At 57.3% G+C, this 16,884-nt stretch carries 18 protein-coding genes; 8 read left to right on the top strand and 10 right to left on the bottom strand.

All coding sequences use genetic code 11. From position 1 onward, the window contains the following. Window positions 1-8 precede the first annotated feature (8 nt). Together marA and marR are read right to left on the bottom strand one after the other, a co-directional pair. Window positions 9-392 (bottom strand): MDR efflux pump AcrAB transcriptional activator MarA, encoded by a 384-nt coding sequence (gene marA, locus ABLV78_RS13195; protein WP_015366733.1) that lies wholly within the window; start codon window positions 390-392, stop codon window positions 9-11. A 17-nt stretch (window positions 393-409) separates the two neighbouring features. Next, window positions 410-844: a multiple antibiotic resistance transcriptional regulator MarR gene (gene marR, locus ABLV78_RS13190; protein ID WP_045394564.1), complete on the bottom strand. Its 435-nt coding sequence runs from the start codon at window positions 842-844 to the stop codon at window positions 410-412. A gap of 262 nt (window positions 845-1,106) precedes the next feature. On the opposite strand from marR, the gene ABLV78_RS13185 reads away from it, so the two are divergent. Next, the gene (locus tag ABLV78_RS13185) at window positions 1,107-1,775 is read left to right on the top strand and encodes a MarC family NAAT transporter (protein ID WP_047048110.1); all 669 of its coding nucleotides are present in this window, start codon (window positions 1,107-1,109) and stop codon (window positions 1,773-1,775) included. Between the two features lie 54 nt (window positions 1,776-1,829). On the opposite strand, the gene ABLV78_RS13180 is transcribed toward ABLV78_RS13185, so the two are convergent. Next, entirely contained in the window at window positions 1,830-3,032 is a 1,203-nt protein-coding gene (locus tag ABLV78_RS13180) for a sugar transporter (protein ID WP_047048113.1), read from the bottom strand. A gap of 194 nt (window positions 3,033-3,226) precedes the next feature. Here ABLV78_RS13180 and ABLV78_RS13175 point away from each other — a divergent pair, with 194 nt between their 5' ends. After that, window positions 3,227-4,024 (top strand): PhzF family protein, encoded by a 798-nt coding sequence (locus ABLV78_RS13175; protein WP_047048115.1) that lies wholly within the window; start codon window positions 3,227-3,229, stop codon window positions 4,022-4,024. Between the two features lie 42 nt (window positions 4,025-4,066). Here the strand turns inward: ABLV78_RS13175 and ABLV78_RS13170 are convergent, their stop codons facing one another. The 6 genes from ABLV78_RS13170 to ABLV78_RS13145 all read right to left on the bottom strand — a co-directional run bounded on the left by ABLV78_RS13170 (window position 4,067) and on the right by ABLV78_RS13145 (window position 9,917). Next, window positions 4,067-4,744: an SDR family NAD(P)-dependent oxidoreductase gene (locus tag ABLV78_RS13170; RefSeq protein ID WP_047048117.1), complete on the bottom strand. Its 678-nt coding sequence runs from the start codon at window positions 4,742-4,744 to the stop codon at window positions 4,067-4,069. Then, complete coding sequence (locus ABLV78_RS13165; RefSeq protein ID WP_047048120.1) at window positions 4,741-5,214, bottom strand: NanQ anomerase/TabA/YiaL family protein; 474 nt, start codon at window positions 5,212-5,214, stop codon at window positions 4,741-4,743. The genes ABLV78_RS13170 and ABLV78_RS13165 overlap by 4 nt, the downstream gene beginning before the upstream one ends. Further along, a complete protein-coding gene (locus ABLV78_RS13160; protein WP_047048123.1) occupies window positions 5,211-6,377 on the bottom strand; it encodes a sialidase family protein in 1,167 nt (388 codons plus the stop codon). Before ABLV78_RS13160 ends, ABLV78_RS13165 begins: the two co-directional genes overlap by 4 nt. 2 nt (window positions 6,378-6,379) lie before the next feature. Beyond that, a complete protein-coding gene (locus ABLV78_RS13155) occupies window positions 6,380-7,792 on the bottom strand; it encodes a sodium:solute symporter family protein (protein ID WP_047048126.1) in 1,413 nt (470 codons plus the stop codon). 73 nt (window positions 7,793-7,865) lie between these two features. Further along, the gene (locus tag ABLV78_RS13150; protein ID WP_047048128.1) at window positions 7,866-8,750 is read right to left on the bottom strand and encodes a dihydrodipicolinate synthase family protein; all 885 of its coding nucleotides are present in this window, start codon (window positions 8,748-8,750) and stop codon (window positions 7,866-7,868) included. Then, entirely contained in the window at window positions 8,751-9,917 is a 1,167-nt protein-coding gene (locus tag ABLV78_RS13145; RefSeq protein ID WP_047048131.1) for an iron-containing alcohol dehydrogenase, read from the bottom strand. Between the two features lie 175 nt (window positions 9,918-10,092). Here ABLV78_RS13145 and dtnK point away from each other — a divergent pair, with 175 nt between their 5' ends. From dtnK to ABLV78_RS13130, 3 genes are read left to right on the top strand one after another with little or no spacing between them, the layout of a single operon-like run. Then, window positions 10,093-11,328 (top strand): D-threonate kinase, encoded by a 1,236-nt coding sequence (gene dtnK, locus ABLV78_RS13140; protein WP_047048136.1) that lies wholly within the window; start codon window positions 10,093-10,095, stop codon window positions 11,326-11,328. Continuing rightward, window positions 11,321-12,307, top strand: a complete 987-nt coding sequence (locus ABLV78_RS13135; RefSeq protein ID WP_047048139.1) for a D-threonate 4-phosphate dehydrogenase — start codon at window positions 11,321-11,323, stop codon at window positions 12,305-12,307. Before dtnK ends, ABLV78_RS13135 begins: the two co-directional genes overlap by 8 nt. A gap of 1 nt (window position 12,308) precedes the next feature. After that, window positions 12,309-13,070, top strand: a complete 762-nt coding sequence (locus ABLV78_RS13130; protein WP_047048141.1) for a DeoR/GlpR family DNA-binding transcription regulator — start codon at window positions 12,309-12,311, stop codon at window positions 13,068-13,070. 9 nt (window positions 13,071-13,079) lie between these two features. On the opposite strand, the gene ptrR is transcribed toward ABLV78_RS13130, so the two are convergent. Beyond that, complete coding sequence (ptrR, locus tag ABLV78_RS13125) at window positions 13,080-13,958, bottom strand: putrescine utilization regulator PtrR (protein ID WP_047048144.1); 879 nt, start codon at window positions 13,956-13,958, stop codon at window positions 13,080-13,082. Between the two features lie 105 nt (window positions 13,959-14,063). On the opposite strand from ptrR, the gene sad reads away from it, so the two are divergent. The 3 genes from sad to ABLV78_RS13110 all read left to right on the top strand — a co-directional run bounded on the left by sad (window position 14,064) and on the right by ABLV78_RS13110 (window position 16,824). Further along, window positions 14,064-15,449: a succinate-semialdehyde dehydrogenase gene (gene sad / locus ABLV78_RS13120; protein ID WP_047048148.1), complete on the top strand. Its 1,386-nt coding sequence runs from the start codon at window positions 14,064-14,066 to the stop codon at window positions 15,447-15,449. A gap of 80 nt (window positions 15,450-15,529) precedes the next feature. Further along, the gene (gene glsB / locus ABLV78_RS13115) at window positions 15,530-16,456 is read left to right on the top strand and encodes a glutaminase B (protein ID WP_015366717.1); all 927 of its coding nucleotides are present in this window, start codon (window positions 15,530-15,532) and stop codon (window positions 16,454-16,456) included. Next, window positions 16,456-16,824, top strand: coding sequence for a DUF4186 domain-containing protein (locus ABLV78_RS13110; RefSeq protein WP_047048151.1), 369 nt, complete (start codon window positions 16,456-16,458; stop codon window positions 16,822-16,824). Before glsB ends, ABLV78_RS13110 begins: the two co-directional genes overlap by 1 nt. The last annotated feature ends 60 nt before the right edge of the window (window positions 16,825-16,884 follow it).

Below are 16,884 nucleotides of genomic sequence, written 5' to 3'. Positions count from 1 at the left end.
GCAGGCGATTAACAACAATAATTATTTAGCGGCATCAGGTAGCGGGATTCACCCGGAACGTTGGTGATGCGATATTTATGCGGCGGCACATCGAAATAGTTTTTAAACGTCCGCGTCAGCGTCTGCTGCGATTCAAAACCGTAGCGCTCGGCCAGATACAAAATCGGCTCATTGCTCTGCTTGAGTTTTTGCGCGATTTCCGTCAGCTTGCGGCTGCGGATGTACTGGCCCAGCGAGTGGCCGGTCTCTTTCTTAAACATTCTTTGCAGGTGCCATTTGGAGTAACCTGAGCGCTCCGAAACTTTCTCCAGCGATAATGGAGATTCCAGGTTCTCTTCGATCCACGACAAAATACTATGGATAGTGATGGCGTCGTTATTGCGTCTGGACATCATCTTACCTCTTCTTATTACGGCAGGACTTTCTTGAGCAGTTGCTCAAGCATGACCACTTCGTCTGCCGTTAGATTTTTTGTTAGTTCCTGGTGCAATTTTTGACCCACAACCTGATGACAGTGCTCACAAAGGGCTGCGCCTTCTGGTGTCAGTTGCACCAGAACGCCGCGCTTGTCATTTGGGTTGGGCAACCGTTCTATCCAGCCTTTGCAGACTAGCCTGTCGAGCATGCGCGTCATTGCGCCTGGATCGACCGACAGGACGGTCTTCAGCTCAACGGGTGTTGTACATACTTCACAGCGAATGGAACAGAGCACCCGGAACTGGGTGGCGGTGATATCCATGGGTGAAAGATAGTCGTTGAGCAGTCGATCTTTTTTCTGGTTAACCATCTGGATCAATCGGCCAAGAGGGATCATCTCGTTGAACAGATTGTTAGTGTTTTCCATGATAGTTGCCCAGGCAATTATTTAGTTGCGATGGATATTATTGCCGCGGCAATCATAAGTCAACATTATGAATTCGCCGATGCCACGATTTGCTAAAGATTGATAATTTGACGGCTGTCACTTTTTCTCATTTTACTAACGCTTGTTATTTTTTATCGGCGTGATTTTTTTCGTGGATGTGGCATCTGAGTCGCTGCTGTCGATATACTCACGGGGTGAAACTGTACTGAAAAAATAATACTTAACGGGATGTTGACTCACTATGCTGGAACTGTTTAAAGCAATAGGGATCGGTCTGGCGGTGATTTTACCGTTGGCGAACCCGCTCACCACCGTGGCATTGTTCCTTGGTCTGGCGGGCAATATGAACAACGCTGAGCGTAATCGACAGTCGCTGATGGCATCGGTGTATGTCTTTGCGATCCTGATGGTGGCGTGGTACGCCGGTCAGGTGGTGATGAATACCTTTGGTATTTCCATTCCCGGTCTGCGTATCGCCGGCGGTCTGATCGTGGCTTTTATCGGTTTTCGGATGCTGTTTCCGCAGCAGAAAGCTCACGATTCGATGGAAGCGAAGATCAAATCGGAAGAACTGCAGGATGAACCCACGGCGAATATCGCCTTCGTGCCGTTGGCGATGCCCAGCACCGCCGGGCCGGGCACCATCGCGATGATTATCAGCTCCGCCTCGACGGTAAAACACGGCGTCGATTTCCCGGAATGGGTCGTGCTGGCCGCGCCGCCGATTATTTTTGCGCTGGTGGGGATCATTCTGTGGGGCTGCCTGCGTAGCTCAGGGGCGATCATGCGGCTGGTGGGGAAAGGCGGTATCGAGGCGATTTCGCGCCTGATGGGTTTCCTGCTGGTCTGCATGGGCGTGCAGTTCATTATTAACGGCGTGCTGGAAATTATCACCAACTACCACGCCTGAGGGCAGCAATACGATACACGTGCCCGGCAGTAAGCGGCCGGGCTTCGCTGAAGGCTAATGGGAGTGGTGCGGCTGCTGCTCATCGCCCGGCGATGGCCAGCGGCGGAAAATCATCACCGACCACACCAGCGCTACCAGCGCCGGTACAGCGCCAACGTAGCCTATCGCCGACATCGACAGTTGCGTACTCACCTGGCTGCCGACCAGCGCGCCGGCGCCAATACCAATATTGAAAATTCCCGAAAACAGCGACATCGCCACATCGGTAGCATCCGAAGCCAGCGCCAGCACTTTCACCTGCATGCCGAGGCCGATGACCATAATCGCGATCCCCCAGAACACGCTGAGCAGCATGAGCTGGTTGGCGTTCCTTGAGGCAGGTAGCAGCAACAGCAGGCATACCAGCAGCAGGCCGATAGCGGTGGTAATCAACCCGGAAGCATGTTGGTTTCCCAGCTTGCCGAATACAATACTACCAATAATACCCGCGCCGCCGAGCACCAACAGCAGCAGAGTGGCGAAATTAGCGCTCAACCCTGCGACGTTCTGCACGAAGGGTTCAATATAGCTGTATGCCGTGTAGTGGGCGGTCACCACGATAACTGTCAGCAGATAAATACCGAGCAGCGCCGGACGGCGGAACAGCACCGGCAGGCTCTTGAGCGAACCGGAATGTTCGCTTGGCAGCGCCGGCAATAGTTTTGCCAGGCACACCAGCGTCGCTAAAGCGCCAAGACCAATGGCCAGGAAGGTTGTGCGCCAGCCAAAATATTGTCCGACGATACGGCCAATAGGAATGCCGAACACCATGGCCAGCGCGGTACCGGTGGCGATAAGGCTAAGCGCCTGGGCGCGCTTGCCGGGAGGGGCCATACGGATAGCCAGCGCGGAGGTGATCGACCAGAACACCGCGTGGGCGAAGGCGATGCCAATGCGGCTCACCACCAGCACCGTGAAGTTCCACGCGAAAAATGACAATACGTGGCTGGCGATAAATAACACGAACAGGCCAATGAGCAGGCGACGGCGCTCCATCTTGCTGGTCAGCAGCATGAACGGCAGCGACATCAATGCCACTACCCAGGCATAAATGGTCAACATGATCCCGACCTGGGCTGTTTCCATACCGAAGCTGTCGGCAATATCAGACAGCAGGCCGACCGGAGCAAATTCAGTGGTATTAAAGATAAAGGCGGCTATTGCCAGCGTGACGACCCGCAGCCACGCGACTTTGCGTGAGACCGTATTTGTAAGCATAAATTCCGGGCTGGTAGTAATGAGAAGAAGAGGAGGCGATCTTAAAACGAATGCTGCTGAAAATACAATCACTTTGTGATCTGTATCTCATTTTTTGCTGACGTCTGTGGCAGCTAACAACTTAATTTTTCGGCTAATAGTGTGCGGGAATGGTTTATGTGTCATGTTGATAGCCGATAAAAAAGGGGAGCACGATGAAAGAAATCAGTTTTTACCTGGTCGATGCCTTCAGCGATCGCAATTTTGGCGGCAACGCGGCGGCAGTATGCCCGCTCAGCGAATGGCTGCCTGATGAAACGCTCTTAAAAATGGCGCAGCAGCATAATCAATCCGAAACGGCGTTTTTTGTCCGCACCGACGCTGGCTATGAGCTGCGCTGGTTCACGACGCTTGATGAGATTAACCTCTGCGGCCACGCCACGCTCGCGGCATCGCACGTGATTTTTGAATATCTCGACCACCCCTCGGCAACTATCGTATTTAGCACCCGTTTTGTCGGTGAACTACGGGTAACGCGCAGCGGCGACTGGCTGACGCTGGATTTCCCCGCCTGGCAAACCACGCCGGTGCATGACGTACCGCCGGCGCTGTTCGCCGGATTGGGCATCGATGACGCGCTGGAGGTGCGGGAAGGGCGTGATTATCTGGTGGTTCTGCGCGACCGAGCGCAGGTTGAAGCGGTGCGCCCGAATATGGCGCTGCTGGAGACGCTGGATAAGATGATTTGCATTAGCGCGGCCGACGAAGAGTACGATTTTGTCAGCCGCTTTTTCTGCCCCGGTGAATCGGTACCGGAAGATCCGGTAACCGGGTCAACCCACAGTATGCTGATCCCCTACTGGGGAGCGAAGCTCAATAAAACCGACCTGCTGGCGCGCCAGGTGTCGGCGCGCAGCGGCGAGCTGCGCTGCCAATGGCGCGATGACCGCGTACTGATTAGCGGCCAGGCGACCACCTATCTGCGCGGCACGGTCTATTTGCGCGAAGGTTAATGATAGTTTCCCCCGGCTGGCGCGACGTTTAGCCGGGTACTCCTAACCAAGCGAGGCGCCGCCACACATCACCAGCTCTTGTCCGGTCATGGCCGCGGCTCCTTCGCTAAGTAGCCAGCTCACCAGCGACGCCACCTCCTGTGGCTTAATCAATCTACCGAGCGGCGGCGCCTTCGGCGGCGAACTCTCGCGCCCTGGCTGGCGCAGCATTGGGGTATCGGTGGCGCCGGGGGCGATAACGTTAACGGTAATGCCCGCAGCGGCAAGTTCCGCCGCCCAGCTTCTTGCCAGTGCCACCAGCGCCGCTTTGGTTGCCGTATACTGAGAACGGCCTGCCGCTCCGCGCGAGGTCCGGCTACCCAAAAGGATAATCCGACCGCCACGGTCCATGACGGGCGCAAAGCGGTTGGCTAGGGTCTGCGCCGCATCTACATGCAGACGCCATAACGTCTCGCCACGCTGTGCGTCAAGTTCTCCTAACGGTGCCGCCGCCATCAAACCGGCGGCATGGATAATCGCCTGCGGCGGCGCCATCGACGACAGAGCATCAACCAGCGCGCGGCGGTCGCTCACATCGACCGCCAGATGGGTGAAGCCTTCATGGATGAACGGCGGCGCGGAGCGGCTCAGACCGAGCACCTGCCAGTCCTCCGCCAGCAGTTGACCGACAATCGCGGCGCCGATCCCCGAGCTCGCGCCCGTCACCAGTGCCTGCTTCATGGCGCCTCCAGCATGCTGCGCGGTACTTTAAACACCGCTTTCCTCACCGGGGCGGGTGACGTAACGGCGCACAGTGCCTGGTGCGGTTCGCCGGGGAGAAAGACCGCGAAGTCCCCGGCGCACAGATGCAGCGTGACGCTTTGCGGCGTCTGCTTGCTGATAAAGAGATCCGGCTTGCGTTCTTCATCATCAGGTTGGCCTGTGTACACCATACCGGCATGCAGCGTCTCCTCGCCGGCTAAAATGACCTGAATATCGGCCCATTGGTGGTGATATTCGGTATGTCGCTGTTCTGCCGCCTGGGTTTGCGCGATGCCGATGGTGCAGTACCATCCGCCATCTGCAGGTTGGAAGCGGCCATCTTCGCGGGCTGTCAGGGCGGCAAGAGAACATTCAGTGCGGCTGAGTATCTGCCGCAACGCCAGCGGCAACCCCGCCTGAGGCAGGGCATTCAGATTACCGATGATCATACGCCTTCTCCTTTAACCCATTGCGGCGAGACGCGGACATACTTAATGGCCTGCCGGTACCAGGTATAGGCAATGTGTAAATTACCGTCTTCACCCTGTTTAATACTTGGATAGGAGAATTCACGGTTTAGTTTTTGCTCTGAATTGTTGGTCATACAGTAGCCGTCGCCCTCATCAAGGTTGCGCATCCACGGCCAGCTTTTGCCGCCATCGGTGGAGATAGCCACGGTCATTGGCGCGCGCGGCGCGCCCCAGAAGGCGGTTTTCCCGGTGCATTCAGGCTCTTTCCGGCCGTCGTCGTCTTCTATCTCATCGTATAGCGATGCCCGACGCTCGCTGGCGCCTGCTGCGCTCATGTTATTGAAGACCAGCGCCAGATCGCCGTTGCTCAACGTGGTCGCCTGAATGGACGAGTTATTGTTTGGCAGCGTGGTGGGGATCGGCGCTGACCAGCTTTCGCCAAAATCTGTCGACTGGCTGTACCAGATATGATCGGCCCAGCGGCTGCGGAAGAAGGCGGCCAGCGAGCCATCGGCCAGCGGGATGATATTCATATGCACGCAGCCGAGGCTTTGCGGTACCGCCACGTCGCGCCAGCTTTTGCCGCCATCGGCTGAGATTTTTACCGCGCTGATATCGTCGTTACCGACCCATTTTTCCCCTGGACGGGTACGACAATAGAAAACCGGCAGCAACCAGTTGCCGTTGGGCATTACGGTTATGGGTTGCCGGATAAAGGTGCCGGGTTCATCGAGTAGGGTGGCAATCGCTCCCCAGTGCTTTCCTCCATCGTGCGACTGGCGATAACGCACAATAGCGGTGTCCTGATTGCCGGCGTGCTGCGCGGTCCATAACAGCCACAGCACGCCATCAGGAGCCTGGAACAGCACCGGATTTTGTTCTGAACGTTCCGGGTCGTCGGATAACTTTATCGCTTCGCTCCACGTTGTGGCGCCCGGCGCTAAACGCGATCCCCAGACTGAAATATCCGCTTTCCCTTCCTGCGAACCGCCGAACCACACGCACATCAGCGTGCCATCGGGCAGCGGCAGAAGATTGGCGGCATGGTTTTGCGGGCAGCCGGAGGGCAGCATTGCCGAGGCGAGCTTAGGATCCTGCTGGTGTTGGCGAATCACGCCGTCAAAAGTTGGGGTGGTGGTCATTTTTACACTCCACGTTGTTCAATGGGGGCCGGGGATGATTGTTGCGCTTTATTGGGGATTAGGCGGTCGATCGCCATAATCAGGGCCGGGGTGATCAGCGCGATGTACATGTTATTGATGCCGAACGGATCGCCGAGCAAATACCACGCCGAAGTCACCACGCAGGCGCCGATGAGGCCAGCGTTCGCGCCGCGGGCGCTCTTAAAGAACGGCGCATAGAAGGCGATGACCGCGACCACGGTGATAGAGAGTCTGATGGCGCGGGTAAAGAAGGAGAGCTTCAGCACTTCCGGTACCAGCAGCACAAAAATAAGCGGCAGAAAACCGATGATCAGCGAGGCCCAGCGGGTGGCCTTAAACTCCTGCTCCGGCGTTGGGTTGCGCCACGGCACGTAAAAATCTTTTACCACCAGAGAGGCAATCGCCAGGGCAACGGTGCTGACGCTAACGAAAATAGAAGCCACAAGTGACGTTGTCACTAATCCGGCAAGCCACGGGTTCATATCCTGCAGGAACACCGGTAGAGCGTACAGGCTGTTGATTTCCGGGTGCAGAAACTTCGCCGCCACGCCGATAATGGCGATCGCGAAGGCGATAGGCAGGCAGAAGAAAAAGGCAATCCAGGTAGAGCGTTTCGCCGATTTTACGTTTTTGGTCGAACTGATCGCCTGAATGACAAACTGGGTACAGAAGATGGAGCCGATGGTGCCGATAAGCCAGGCGCAGATGGTGCCGGCGCCAAAATTACCATCCCAGGTCCAGTAGTAATCCGGCATCTTCTCAATCATCGGCGTGAAACCGCCGGTTTTTGCCAGCGCGAAGCCCATAATAATGAGTAGACCGGCATATTTTAATGCGCTGTGCAGCATGGTGACCCAGGCTACGCCTTTCATACCGCCGAAGGCAAAATAGAAAGTACTAACAATGGCGGTAATAAACGCCGCGAGGGGTAAATTGATCTTTAATACCGTGGAAATTGCCGCCGCGCCGCTGACGTAGTTACCGACGTTCACCAGCAACAGGGCGTAAATCATAATGATGGAAATAATATTCTTGGTGCTGGTGCCGTATCGCTCGGCAATCGCCCCGGAAATAGTAATTTTGCCGGTATTATAAATCCGCTTAACCAGTATCAGGCCAAACAACGGAAAGCCAATGGCGGCACCCAGCACCGACCAGGAAGCGGCAATCCCGCTCTCGAATGCGGCCTGTGCGGTACCGATAGTCGACTTGGCACCGATATATTCTGACATCAGCAGGATACCGACGATAAAGGCCGGCATCGCGCGCGAGCCCTCCATAAAATCCCCGGAATTTTTACTTCTGATACGGAACGTCAGCCAGGTGGTAAATAAGATATAGGCGATGACAATGCCGACAATAATAAAGGTATCTTCAGTGGTAAAATGATTCATCTTAGCCTCTCTTTGGGCGTACGAATCCTGGGTACACAGGTACCCGGTCTATTTTGTTGAAGAAGCGCAGCGCTTAATTAAGATACTGCGCGATGATCCCGCGTATTTGCTGCAGTTGAGATGCGCTAAACTGCACAGCGTAGCGGCTATCGCCGACTTCATGGCCCATCAGCTGCAAGGCTTTTTTCACCGCGGCAGGGGAAAAGGCGACTTTATAGAGATCGGTACGCAGGCCGGTGACGTTTTCCTGCGCCAGCCTTGAGGCCGTAATATCGCCAGCCTGGAAGGTTGACCAAATCGCGTTAATCTCCCGTGGCGCCACGTTAGCCAGCCCGGAAATGCACGCTGAACAACCATCCACGAAACCCTGATGAATCAGCGAATCCGGCCCGTTCAGGACATTAAAACCATCGATGTCGCGCACCGCATCAAGAAAGCCCTTCAGGCTGTCATAGCTACCTGCGCTATCTTTTATGCCAATAATGTTGCCATGCGCAGCCAGCCGACGAGCGGTTTGCGGTTCAATGGTGTTCCCGGTACGCGCCGGGATGTTATAGAGAAATACCGGTACGCTGAGCGCATCGGCGATCGCCATGTAGTGGCTTACCAGCTCATCTTGTTTAAGCGGCACGAACCACGGGGTGATGACGGACACCGCGTCGACGCCTGATCTTGCTATCTGCTGGCCAAGACGAATGGTTTCCCGCGTCGACACTTCGCCAATATGGGCCACCACCGGCGCGCGTCCGGCAACCACCTCGACGCAGGTTTCGGCAACCGCAATTTTTTCCGCCTCATTAAGGACGAAAAACTCTCCGTTGGTTCCGCCGCAAAAAATGCCGTTACCGGCGGCCAGCTGTCGCTCTACCTGCTGGCGTAGCGCCGTCAGGTTCAGTTCACCACTAGCGGTAAAGGGGGTAACAATGGCGGTTAACACGCCGCGAATGGAATGATGCATTTATCTCTCTTCTCCCTGATGATATGACTGTGGAAACAGCGTCTGGTAAATCGCCTGGACTTGAGCCTGGCTTACGCTGCATGGGGCATTGTTCATTAATCGTTTTACTTCCAGCGCCGCGGCGCTTAGCGTTTCAATGCTCTCTGGTGGTACGCCCAGCGCGGCGAGGTTGTCCGGCAGCGCCAGCCGTTTCACCAGCTGTGCCAGCCAGCGGACCAGCGCATGAGATTTCTGTTCGTTATTCAAGGTCAGATCGGCGTCCGGGATCAGATCCCAGACCTGAGCGAATTTATCCACCGCGTACGGGCGCACGACCTGCATACAGGGGGCCAGCAGAATGGCGTTCGCGACGCCGTGCGGCAGATGCCAGGTGCCGCCAAGCGGGTAGGAGAGCGCGTGCACCAGATGCGTGCCGGCATGATTGATAGCCACGCCGCCATAGTACGAGGCCCACAGCATCTCCAGTTTCGCCGTGAGATCCTGCGGGTCGGTCACGGAACGCTCAATATTCCGTACCAGCTTATACAGGCCGATTAAGGCGGCGTTATCGCTTACCGGGTTCGCGACGGTTGAAGTAAAGCACTCCAGAAGATGACACAGCGCATCGATGCCGGTGGAGGCGGCAATGGCCGCAGGCATGCTGGTGGTCAGTTCCGGCAACAGGGCCACGAAATCCGGCAGCAGTACCGGGGAGATAATCCCCACTTTGGTATTACGTTCGGGAATAGCCAGGATGGCGTTTGGCGTCGCTTCCGAGCCGGTGCCGGCGGTGGCGGGTATCAACAGCGATGCCAGACGCAGGCGCGGTTTCTCGCCGTCGATCAGCGCGTTCAGCGCAGGGGAGGCGGGATGAAGTAGTACCGAGAGCAGCTTAGCCACGTCGAGAACGCTGCCGCCGCCGATACCGACGACCATCTCCGGCTGCGCCCCCGCGAGTTGGGCAACAATCTGCGCCACATCATGTTGGCTGGGCTCTGCCGGGACGGAATCCACGATCCTCACATCAACGGTATTCCCGCCCAGCAGATGTTGGATCCGTTTGGTCGCTTCGAGCTTACCGACGTTCGCATCGGTGACCAGCAAAATGCTTTTTTTACCTGCCAGCACTGGCTTCAGGGCTGAGATGGCGCCCGCGCCGCTGATAATCGTGCTGTTAATCGTCGCCACGTCTTACTCCTCTTTTGTAATGATTAAATTCAATCAATCCACTTAGTGTTAACTCATTTCGATGAGCAAAAGTTATAATTTATACGGAGGTTTAATAACTTGAGCTTGCTCACATTTAATCAAATATGATTGAATATAATCATTAACGATTCGGATAAGCGATGAAGGAAAGAGAATGAGCTGCGGCGATAATCCTGTTCTGGTGCTGGCAGATGACTTTACCGGGGCCAATGATGCCGGTGTCAGTCTGGCGGAAGCGGGTTTAGCGGTTGAGGTGGCGTTTAACGCCGGTCATCAGCCGACCACCCGGGCGTTGGTTCTCAATAGCGATAGTCGGGCGCTTTCCGCGGCGCAGGCAGCAGAGAAAGTAAACGCGATACTCCGTGATGCGGAAAATTTCGCCGCCGTCTGGCAGGTGAAGAAAATCGACTCCACCCTGCGCGGCAATCCCGGCGCGGAACTGGAGGCAATGATGCGTGCGCGGAGCTGTTCTGTCGCAGTTGTCGCGCCGGCCTTTCCGGCGGCAGGGCGCATAACCCGCGGCGGACGATGTTATGTCCACGGCGTGGCGCTCGATAAAACCGAATTCGCCAGCGATCCCAAAACGCCGGTCAGTAGCGCCGATATTGGGCAATTGCTCGCCATGCAGAGCCGCCTGCCGTGCCGTTCGCTGGATGTGCAGCAACTGGCAGCCGCCCTCGCGGAAGAGAGCGACCAACCGCGTGTGTTGATTATTGATGCTGAAGAAGACGCGCAACTGGATGAGGTTATCGCCGCGGTAGCCAGCCGCGCGCGGCAAACGCTGCTGGTGGGATCTGCGGGGATCTGCGAGGCGCTGGCGCGCTACCTGCGCCGGGCCACGACCGGACCGTTGCTGGCGGTGGTCGGTTCCATGAGCGAAATAGCGCAGGCTCAGGTCGCCGCTTTGGCCGGCCATCCGCGAGTCGCGCGGATCGGGATTGATGCCGTCCGCGCCTTTAACGGCGACGCCCTGGCCGATGCCCGGCGAATCGCCGCGGCGCTGGCGGCAAATCATCATTGCGTGGTCACCACCTGCGCGGACAGCGCTGTCCGGCACGGCATTGAGGCGCTGTGCCGTGAACGCGGCTTGAGCCGCGCTGCGCTGGGAGAACGGATCTGCGCTTATCTCGCGCAGGTCACTCAACTTGCCGTTGAGCTCCATGCGCCCGGGGCGCTCTATCTGTCCGGTGGCGATGTCGCGATCGCCGTCGCTCAGGCGCTCGGCGCGCAGGGGTTTCATATAACCGGCCGGGTGGCGCAATGCGTGCCGTACGGCCATTTTCTCGGAAGTCGCTGGCCGCGTCCGGTGATGACCAAAGCAGGGGGATTCGGTACGGAGACCACGCTGCGGGATGTCGTGAATTTTATTGAGGAGAAACTGAGTGTCTAACATGATTGCGGTAACGATGGGCGACCCGGCGGGCATTGGTCCGGAAATTATTATTAAATCGCTGAGCGAAGGCGAACTGAGCGGCGCGCCGGTGGTGGTGGTGGGCTGCGCGCAGACGCTGCGGCGAATCCTGGCGCTGAACATTACCCCGCGCGCGGAGTTGCGGATTATTGAACACCCGAGAGAAGCGCAGTTTTCACCCGCGACGATTAACGTGATTGATGAACCGTTAAGCGACCCTCAGGCCCTGCGGCCCGGTGAAGTTCAGGCCCAGGCCGGGGATTTGGCGTATCGCTGCATCAAGCGCGCCACCGCGCTGGCGCTGGTGGGCGAAGTTAAAGCTATCGCCACCGCGCCGTTAAATAAGGAAGCGCTACATTTGGCCGGGCACCATTTCCCGGGACACACCGAACTGCTGGCCCACCTGACCCAGACTAAAGATTATGCCATGGTGCTGTACACCGATAAGCTTAAGGTGATCCACGTCACCACCCATATCGCGCTGCGACGTTTCCTCGATACCCTAAGCCAGTCACGGGTAGAGACGGTTATCCGCGTCGCCGATGATTTTTTACGCCGCGTGGGTTACCAGCAGCCGCGTATCGCGGTCGCTGGGGTGAATCCCCATGCCGGTGAAAACGGTCTGTTTGGCGATGAGGAAATTCGTATCGTCGCCCCGGCCGTCGCGGCGATGAAGGCACAGGGCGTTCATGTCTTCGGACCGTGCCCGCCGGACACCGTTTTTATGCAGTGCCATGAAGGCATGTACGATATGGTGGTGGCGATGTATCACGATCAGGGGCATATTCCGCTCAAGCTGCTCGGGTTCTATGATGGGGTGAATATCACCGCCGGGCTGCCGTTTATCCGCACCTCCGCGGACCACGGCACCGCTTTTGATATTGCCTGGACAGGTAAAGCGAAGTCTGAGAGCATGGCAACCTCCATTGAGCTCGCCATGCAAATCGCACAGGAATAACATGAAGGGATATAATCGGTTAGAGCAGATTATGGACTTCCTGAAAAGCCATAATCTGGTAACGGTCGACCAACTGGTTGCGGTAACCAACGCCTCGCCGGCGACCATTCGTCGCGATCTGATTAAACTCGATCAGGAAGGGGTAATTAGCCGTACCCACGGCGGCGTGACGCTCAACCGATTTATTCCCACACAGCCGACGACGCTGGAAAAAGCGCAGCGTAGTCCGCAGGAGAAGTACGCCATCGCGAAAGCGGCGGCGTCGCTTATCAAGGCCGGCGATGCCATTGTGCTGGACGCCGGTACCACCATGATTGAACTGGCGCGACAGATTACGCATCTGCCGCTGCGGGTCATCACCAGCGATCTGCATATCGCGCTGTTTCTGGCCGAATTCAAACAGATTGAAGTGACGATTATCGGCGGGCGCATTGATGACAGCAGCCAGTCGTGTATTGGCGAACATGGGCGACGCCTGCTGCAGAATGTGTGGCCGGATCTGGCGTTCGTCAGCTGTAACGGTTGGGATTTGCAAAAGGGCATTACCGCGCCGACGGAAGAGAAGGCGGCGCTGAAACGCGATCTGATTGCCAACGCCAGGCGGCGGATCCTGCTGGCCGACAGTTCGAAATACGGCGCCTGGTCACTGTTCAATATCGCGCACCTCGACTCGCTCACGGACATTATCACCGACGCGCATTTGCCGACGGAAACCCGCGAGGCGCTCCAGGAGCTCTCGCCGCGGCTGATTATCGCCGATTAACGTCCGCCATCATGTCGCGGTTGCCGCCTGACGATCCTCGTTCAGCAATTCAATAAATGCCTCCAGCTGGCGCGTTTTCGCGCCGCGCCGCCATACAAGCCAGGTCGTCAGCCAGCGCCACTCTTCGGCGAGCGGCCAGGCGGAAACCTGCTGATGGCCGGGCATACTCTCCAGCATACTGCGCGGGATCAGCGCCAGCCCGGCGCCGGCGATTACGCAGGCTAGCATACCGTGGTAGGACTCCATCTCATGGATCCTTCCGGGCGTCGCGCGGTCGGCGTGAAACCAGCTCTCAAAATGGCGGCGGTAAGAACAGTTGGCGCGAAATGCGTAAACGTTCGCGCCGTTAACCTCGCTGGCGCGGGTTACCGGCGCATGGCCATAGGGGGCGACGATCATCATCTCTTCCGGGAACACCGGCAGCCCCTCCAGACCGGGGTGAACCAGCGGGCCGTCAACGAACGCCGCGCTCAGCGCGCCTTCCAGCACGCCGTCAATCATGGTGCCGGACGGGCCGGTGGATAACGCCAGGTGGATCTTCGGGTAGCGCTGGTTGAAAAGGGCTAACGTGGTTGGGATGCGCACCGCAGCGGTGCTTTCCAATGATCCGAGGGAAAACAGCCCTTGCGGCTCATCGCCGGCGACCACCATCCGCGCTTCGTCGACTAACGCCAGGATATGCTGGCTGTAGCGTAAAAAACTGTGCCCGGCCGGCGACAGACGCAGCCGCTGGTTCTCGCGAATAAATAGCTCGACGCCGAGGTCGGCCTCCAGTTGGCGAATGCGGGTGGTCAGATTCGACGGGACGCGGTGCACCTTCTGCGCGGCCTGGGTAATACTGCCGGTGCTGGCGACGGCGTTAAACATCTCAAGCTGGGTTAAGTCCATACTGTTCTTCTTTTGTGAATACGTTGCTTAATATTATTCATTTTCAATGAAAGGAAGGGTAGGCCACACTATCCATACTTCGCAATCCCTACAGAGAGAATAACCATGAATTTATCTGCCACCCATGCGGTTTCCGTTAACCCGACCACTGGTGAAGTCGTGTCGTCTCTGCCGTGGTCAACCGAACAACAAGTGGATTCAGCCATTGCTCTGGCACAACAGGCTTTTCGCCAGTGGCGCCACGTAGCGGTCGCCGACCGCGCCGCCGCGCTGCGTAAAGTCGGTAGCGTAATGCGCGCCCGTGGCGAAGAGCTGGCGCAAATGATCAGCCTTGAAATGGGTAAGCCTATCGCCCAGGCGCGCGGCGAAGTGAGTAAATCGGCCAATCTCTGCGACTGGTATGCCGAGCATGGCCCGGCGATGCTGGCGACCGAAGCCACCCAGGTAGAAGATAATAAGGCGGTGATTGAATATCGTCCGCTGGGGCCGATTCTGGCGGTGATGCCGTGGAATTTCCCGGTCTGGCAGGTTCTGCGCGGCGCGGTACCGATTTTGCTGGCAGGGAATAGTTATCTGCTGAAGCATGCGCCAAATGTGATGGGCAGCGCGCAGCTGCTGGGCGAACTGTTTGCCGAAGCGGGACTGCCGGCTGGCGTTTTTGGCTGGATCAACGCCACGAACGAGGGCGTCTCGCAAATTATCAATGACGACCGTATCGCGGCGGTCACGGTGACCGGTAGCGTACGCGCCGGGCGGGCAATCGGCGCTCAGGCCGGCGCAGCGTTGAAAAAATGCGTGCTGGAGCTTGGTGGTTCCGATCCCTTTATCGTGCTCAACGATGCCGATCTGGACGAAGCGGTAAAAGCCGCCGTCATCGGCCGTTATCAGAATAGCGGACAGGTCTGCGCGGCGTCGAAACGCTTTATTGTGGAAGCGGGTATTGCCGACGCTTTTAGCAAAAAATTTGTGGCCGCGGTGGCGGCGTTGAAAATGGGCGACCCGCGCGACGAGCAAAATTATATCGGTCCGATGGCGCGTTTCGATCTGCGCGATGAACTGCATCAACAGGTGGAAGCCACGCTGAAAGAAGGGGCAACGCTGCTGCTTGGCGGCGAGAAAATCGCCGGCGCCGGTAACTATTACGCGCCAACGGTGCTGGCCAACGTTACCCCCGAGATGACCGGTTTTCGTCAGGAGCTTTTCGGACCGGTGGCTACCATCAGCGAAGCCCGCGACGCGGCGCATGCGCTTGAACTGGCTAACGATAGCGAGTTTGGCCTTTCCGCAACCGTATTTACGTCAAGCAGCGCGGAAGCGGAACGTTTTTCTCGTGGTCTGGAGTGTGGCGGGGTATTTATCAATGGCTATAGCGCCAGCGATGCCCGCGTGGCTTTCGGCGGTGTGAAGAAAAGCGGCTTTGGTCGGGAACTGTCGCATTTTGGCTTGCATGAGTTCTGCAATATTCAAACCGTATGGAAAGACCGTCGCTAATCGACGTTAGCGCCTGACGTCCGTCGTCGCGCTCTGCTATACTCGCCACCCGAATTTCGATGGTGGGCAAGGAGCCGAGTGTGGCGACGGTTATTAATAATGCAATGCTGGATGCCGTTCTGGCAGAAATCAGGCCGCTGATTGGGCGCGGCAAGGTAGCGGACTACATTCCAGCCCTGGCGCGCGTTAGCGGCAATAAACTTGGCGTCGCTATCTGTACGGTCGACGGTCAGCACTATAGCGCCGGCGATGCCCACGAACGCTTCTCAATTCAGTCTATCTCGAAGGTGCTCAGTCTGGTGGTGGCGATGAACCATTATCAGGAAGAGGAGATCTGGCAACGCGTCGGTAAAGATCCCTCCGGACAGCCCTTTAACTCCTTACTGCAGCTGGAGATAGAACAGGGCAAACCGCGTAACCCCTTTATCAACGCCGGAGCGTTGGTGGTTTGCGACATGCTGCAAAGCCGTCTGAGCGCGCCGCGTCAGAGAATGCTGGAGATCGTGCGTCGGCTGAGCGGGGTGGACGATATCGCCTATGATTCGGTGGTCGCGCGATCCGAGTTCGAACACTCTGCACGTAATGCCGCCATCGCCTGGCTGATGAAATCTTTCGGCAATTTCCATAACGATGTCGCCACGGTGCTCCAAAACTATTTCCACTACTGCTCGCTGGAGATGAGCTGCGTCGAGCTGGCGCGGACCTTCCTGTTCCTCGCCGATCGGGGGATTGCCCCGCATCTGGCGGATCCGGTTATCGCGCCGATACAGTCGCGGCAGGTAAACGCGCTGATGATGACCAGCGGTATGTACCAGAACGCCGGCGAGTTCGCCTGGCGCGTCGGGCTGCCGGCAAAATCCGGCGTCGGCGGCGGCATTGTGGCGATTGTGCCGCAGGAGATGGCGATTGCGGTGTGGAGTCCGGAACTTGATGAGGCCGGTAACTCGCTGGCGGGGATCGCTTTACTGGAAAAACTCACCCAACGTTTAGGAAGATCGGTGTTCTGATGTCTGCAATGGAAACTCTGTTCGCCCGGCTTGGGCGTTCAACGTTCCGTTCACGCTTCCACCTTGGGGCGAAAGAGCGGCAGTATTGTTATGATAAAGGGCCGGAGGTTATCGACAGCCATGCGGCGGATTTTATCGCCAAACGGCTGGCTCCGGCGCAGATCGCTAATGATGGTAAGCAGACGCCGATGCGCGGGCACCCGGTGTTTATCGCTCAGCACGCCACGGCCACCTGCTGCCGCGGCTGTCTGGAAAAATGGCATGCGATCCCGCGCGGACGGGAACTGAGCGGCGAGGAGCAGCGTTACGTCGTCCAGGTGATTCACCATTGGCTGGTCATGGAAATGAATGCGATTACCCACCGTTAACCTGTAACGCGAAGGCATGGGCAGTATGCCTAACAAATATTCTCATGCTATGATAATCCG

This window comes from Klebsiella sp. CN_Kp075 (genome assembly GCF_040065055.2).
Lineage (GTDB): Bacteria > Pseudomonadota > Gammaproteobacteria > Enterobacterales > Enterobacteriaceae > Klebsiella > Klebsiella aerogenes.
This window is presented reverse-complemented; position numbering and strand designations above follow the sequence as displayed.

Bases quoted from the DNA above. Each gene is read 5' to 3' on its own strand.
- marA (WP_015366733.1), bottom strand. From the start codon at position 392: ATGTCCAGACGCAATAACGACGCCATCACTATCCATAGTATTTTGTCG.
- marR (WP_045394564.1), bottom strand. From the start codon at position 844: ATGGAAAACACTAACAATCTGTTCAACGAGATGATCCCTCTTGGCCGA.
- ABLV78_RS13185 (WP_047048110.1), top strand. From the start codon at position 1,107: ATGCTGGAACTGTTTAAAGCAATAGGGATCGGTCTGGCGGTGATTTTA.
- ABLV78_RS13180 (WP_047048113.1), bottom strand. From the start codon at position 3,032: ATGCTTACAAATACGGTCTCACGCAAAGTCGCGTGGCTGCGGGTCGTC.
- ABLV78_RS13175 (WP_047048115.1), top strand. From the start codon at position 3,227: ATGAAAGAAATCAGTTTTTACCTGGTCGATGCCTTCAGCGATCGCAAT.
- ABLV78_RS13170 (WP_047048117.1), bottom strand. From the start codon at position 4,744: ATGAAGCAGGCACTGGTGACGGGCGCGAGCTCGGGGATCGGCGCCGCG.
- ABLV78_RS13165 (WP_047048120.1), bottom strand. From the start codon at position 5,214: ATGATCATCGGTAATCTGAATGCCCTGCCTCAGGCGGGGTTGCCGCTG.
- ABLV78_RS13160 (WP_047048123.1), bottom strand. From the start codon at position 6,377: ATGACCACCACCCCAACTTTTGACGGCGTGATTCGCCAACACCAGCAG.
- ABLV78_RS13155 (WP_047048126.1), bottom strand. From the start codon at position 7,792: ATGAATCATTTTACCACTGAAGATACCTTTATTATTGTCGGCATTGTC.
- ABLV78_RS13150 (WP_047048128.1), bottom strand. From the start codon at position 8,750: ATGCATCATTCCATTCGCGGCGTGTTAACCGCCATTGTTACCCCCTTT.
- dtnK (WP_047048136.1), top strand. From the start codon at position 10,093: ATGAGCTGCGGCGATAATCCTGTTCTGGTGCTGGCAGATGACTTTACC.
- ABLV78_RS13130 (WP_047048141.1), top strand. From the start codon at position 12,309: ATGAAGGGATATAATCGGTTAGAGCAGATTATGGACTTCCTGAAAAGC.
- ptrR (WP_047048144.1), bottom strand. From the start codon at position 13,958: ATGGACTTAACCCAGCTTGAGATGTTTAACGCCGTCGCCAGCACCGGC.
- sad (WP_047048148.1), top strand. From the start codon at position 14,064: ATGAATTTATCTGCCACCCATGCGGTTTCCGTTAACCCGACCACTGGT.
- ABLV78_RS13110 (WP_047048151.1), top strand. From the start codon at position 16,456: ATGTCTGCAATGGAAACTCTGTTCGCCCGGCTTGGGCGTTCAACGTTC.